The 3,633-nt window shown below is 34.0% G+C and carries 4 protein-coding genes and 1 pseudogene; 4 read left to right on the forward strand and 1 reads right to left on the reverse strand.

Going from position 1 to position 3,633, the window contains the following annotated elements:
- Nucleotides 1-205: 205 nt before the first annotated feature.
- Entirely contained in the window at nucleotides 206-403 is a 198-nt protein-coding gene (locus HT723_RS11150; protein WP_049512034.1) for a helix-turn-helix transcriptional regulator, read from the reverse strand.
- Between the two features lie 217 nt (nucleotides 404-620).
- Here HT723_RS11150 and HT723_RS11155 point away from each other — a divergent pair, with 217 nt between their 5' ends.
- From HT723_RS11155 to HT723_RS11985, 4 genes and pseudogenes are all read left to right on the forward strand, one after another.
- Nucleotides 621-1,217: a helix-turn-helix transcriptional regulator gene (locus HT723_RS11155; protein WP_172935206.1), complete on the forward strand. Its 597-nt coding sequence runs from the start codon at nucleotides 621-623 to the stop codon at nucleotides 1,215-1,217.
- Entirely contained in the window at nucleotides 1,207-2,133 is a 927-nt protein-coding gene (locus tag HT723_RS11160) for an exonuclease domain-containing protein (RefSeq protein WP_172935207.1), read from the forward strand. The genes HT723_RS11155 and HT723_RS11160 overlap by 11 nt, the downstream gene beginning before the upstream one ends.
- Before the next feature lie 19 nt (nucleotides 2,134-2,152).
- The gene (locus HT723_RS11165; protein ID WP_172935208.1) at nucleotides 2,153-2,821 is read left to right on the forward strand and encodes a Fic family protein; all 669 of its coding nucleotides are present in this window, start codon (nucleotides 2,153-2,155) and stop codon (nucleotides 2,819-2,821) included.
- 712 nt (nucleotides 2,822-3,533) lie between these two features.
- Nucleotides 3,534-3,633 (forward strand): annotated as a pseudogene (locus HT723_RS11985) (integrase); the annotation flags it as partial.

Consider the following 3,633-nt stretch of genomic DNA (forward strand, 5'->3'; position numbering starts at 1 on the left):
GAAAATGATTGAGTATAAGTCGTCAAGCACACCCTTGTTTTCAGGTAATGCTATAGCTTCCGCCATACTCACGGCATCATCTAGCCATGTTTTAAATTCTTTAAAGTTCATTCTTTTCTCCTTTTTTGTCGTCAATCCCCAGTGGTAAAGCACCACATGAGAAACTTGTAAATGTAAAATAGTATTGCGATTAGGTTACTCCTTTCTATTCTTTCGTATCTAGAAATTCATCCAGCGTTACTCCCAAGTAACTAGATACTTTTTTTAACGTATCAAGACTTGGATTCTTTGCACGTTCATAGTACAATGCAGTCAATGTGCTTTTTGATAGCCCTGTCTCTCTTGCAACATCTGCCACCTTCAAGCGTTTCTTTGCTAAAATAACACGCATATTATTTTTCAAATGTCTTACCTCTTTCTATTATTTTTAAAATCAACCTCCAGCAGAATAGATTGAAAAGTGTTGCGCTGGAGGTTTTATTCAGACATTTTTTGTCTGATTAGCTTTTATTATACAGACACTTTTTGTCTTTGTCAAGGATATTTTTTATTTTATCAGACTTTTTTTGTCTGGTTTAAGAAAAAGAATGATATAATACATTTGAAAGGTGTTGATATAAATGAATAGATTAAAAGAGTTACGTAAAGAAAAAAAGCTATCTCAAAAGGAAATAGCAAAAGAAATGAGCATATCAGAAAAGACTCTATCACGCTGGGAAAACGGAGAAAGCCAAATTAAACCAGAAAAAGCAAAACAATTAGCTGATTACTTCGGGGTAAGCGTTGCTAACTTACTCGGTTATGAAAACAATTTTATTGAATCTGTAAAAAATTTAAGTCAAAAAGATGGCTCTGATGAAGTATTTTTTAAAGCATTTAGAGCATACTATGAACTAAAAACAGCTGATGGTAGAGAGAATTTATTGACTTTAAAAGATGAAGATTTTCTAAATAAGTATCGTGAAGAAATTTTGAAAAATCTCATTCCAAACATAAAAAAATTAAGTAAACAAAAAATTGAAAAATATTTATCAGATGAAAAACTTTTAAATGAAGCAAAGCAAAAACTTAATGATTTTCTATTTACTATTGGAACATTAAACCCTCAAGAAACCCAATTACTGGTAGATTTTATATCCCTATCTCACAAAGATAAGCAAATAGTATTAAATATACTTAGTTCACTAAATCAAAAGGAAACTCACCATGACTTATAGTTTTATAGCTTTAGATGTTGAAACAGCAAACTCATTTCGCGGAAGTCTATGTTCAATTGGACTAGTAAAATTTATAGATGGACAGGAAATTGACTCCTTTTATACTTTAATTAATCCTGAAGAAAAATTTAGTAGTAGAAATATAAAAATACATGGTGTAAAACCTGAAGATGTCATTGGAGCCCCTACTTTCCCTGAAGTACAAAAAGAAATCATTAACTTCATTGACAATCTACCTATTGTTGCTCATAATGCAAGATTTGATGCTTATGCTTTACAAGATGTTTACTTAAAATATGAGATTCCTTTTGACAACATTCAATATTTTTGTAGCTATCAAGTATGTAAAATAGTCCTAACTGATTTACCAAATCATAAATTACATACCTTAGCTGAACACTTCAAAATATCTCTAGATCATCACAATGCTTTATCAGATGCAAGGGCTTGTGGTTTAATATTATTAGAGATATTGAAATTATCTAAACAAACAAGTATAAGAAAAATGCTTAAAAATTTAGGATATTCTGAACTGGGATTAATTGGAAAGCATGGATTTGTAAAAAATAAGAGTACATATATTGCCGACTCTGGAGTTTCAAACTTAAAAACTGACGATAAAAAAGATAATAAAAATAATATTAGCAATAATAACGAAATACCACAAACAAAAATTTTTGATGCCAAAACCAAAGCTAAAAATATTAAATCTCATTATGTCAATAAGTGGATTTACATTATATTAGCTATCGTTTTAGGTTGGATAGGTGGTCATCATTTTTATGCAGGATATAATAGAAAAGGATTTTTATATCTACTATTCAGTTTCACTTTTATTCCAATGCTTCTTGCACTTTTCCAAGTAATTTCAGCATTGTTAAAAACTCCTGATTCCAATGGAAAAATTTTAGTTTAATTTTACAGAAAGGAGAATCATGGACTACGCTCAAGACTACCTGGACGATATACTGGTACGCATGGCCTACCATTCTAGCGGTATTGAAGGGAATACTATCTCTCTACCCGAAACCGTCAGCATTATCTTAGAAAGCACCTTGCCACGCAACGGCAAAAGTATTCGTGAGTTTTATGAGATTGAAAACCATAAACAAGCCTTTTCTTATCTCTTGGACTCATTGGCAAACCATCAAGCCCTTACTGTGGGGCTGGTTCAAGATTTTCACGCCTTATTAGTGGATAGGCTGCAACATGATCGCGGACAATTTAAGCAAGTTCAAAATGCCATTATCGGGGCGGAATTTCAAACGGCTAGCCCAGCAGAAACGCCCTACTTGATGACACAATGGGCGGATAATACTGCTTATCGTTTGGAGCATGCTCAGAATGAAAAAGAAGTATTAAAGATTTTAGCAGACACCCATATCCAGATTGAACGGATTCACCCATTTAGCGATGGTAACGGTCGTACCGGTCGCCTGATACTTATGTACTTGGCTATGAAGTATCTAAACGCTCCTATCATCATCCCAAAAGACTCAAGGGCGCATTATATGGAACTCCTCGCAAATCAAGACGTAACTGGACTAGCTGACCTCTTCAAAAAGTCACTGGACTACGAAAGAATACGAAAAAAACAGTTTTAAAGCAACAAAAAAAGACAAGCTAGCTACTGACAACTTGTCTAATATCGCCTGAACTGAAATAACGGGAAAGATTCAGGCGGTTACATGACTATTATACCATATTATCCAGAAAAACAAAAAAGGTAAGTCAATACCCTGTCATCATGCTATAACTCTCTAATGCAGTATAATGCGGTATAATTTAGACGATTTTCAACACTTCGGCATTTTAGGAACGCTTAAAGCGCTCTAAACAATATCAAAAAAAATAAAACTCTTGAAATATTGGGGCTTGTATGCTAGAATGAAAGTATAAAGGGAAAAGCAGTGCTTCTAGCATATGTAACTAAAAAGCCCCACCGTTACAGCGATGGGGTTTTTTGCTACCCTCTTAAAGGGTTAAAAGCTACTTGCTACGTCTCTTTATCCATAACTTGAAAAGCTCCGATAGTACGTTAACAAGTAACGGAGCTAGAAAAAGGGAAAACAACTCTAGCATATATAACACCTCCCTTCATGAATTAAATTGAGGGGGCGAAAACATTATACCAAAAACACCCATCACAAACAAGCCCATAAAAGCCCCATATCCGCCTTGTTTCCTATTCTGGTACAATTTACCGTCTGACTAATTAAAATCGAAAATAGGGGGTATTCTCGTAGCTCCTCGCATGGTAAAACTTCAAAACCTTTTCTAATTTGCTTGCCTGCTGATGGAAAAAGGAGTAAAACCATGAAAATAACAGAATATACTAAAAAAGACGGCTCAATAGTCTATCGCTCTAGCGTCTACCTTGGCATCGATACCGTAACGGGTAAGAAAGTCAAGACGA

It is taken from the genome of Streptococcus sp. 2106, assembly GCF_013277315.1.
Taxonomy (GTDB): Bacteria; Bacillota; Bacilli; order Lactobacillales; family Streptococcaceae; genus Streptococcus; species Streptococcus pseudopneumoniae.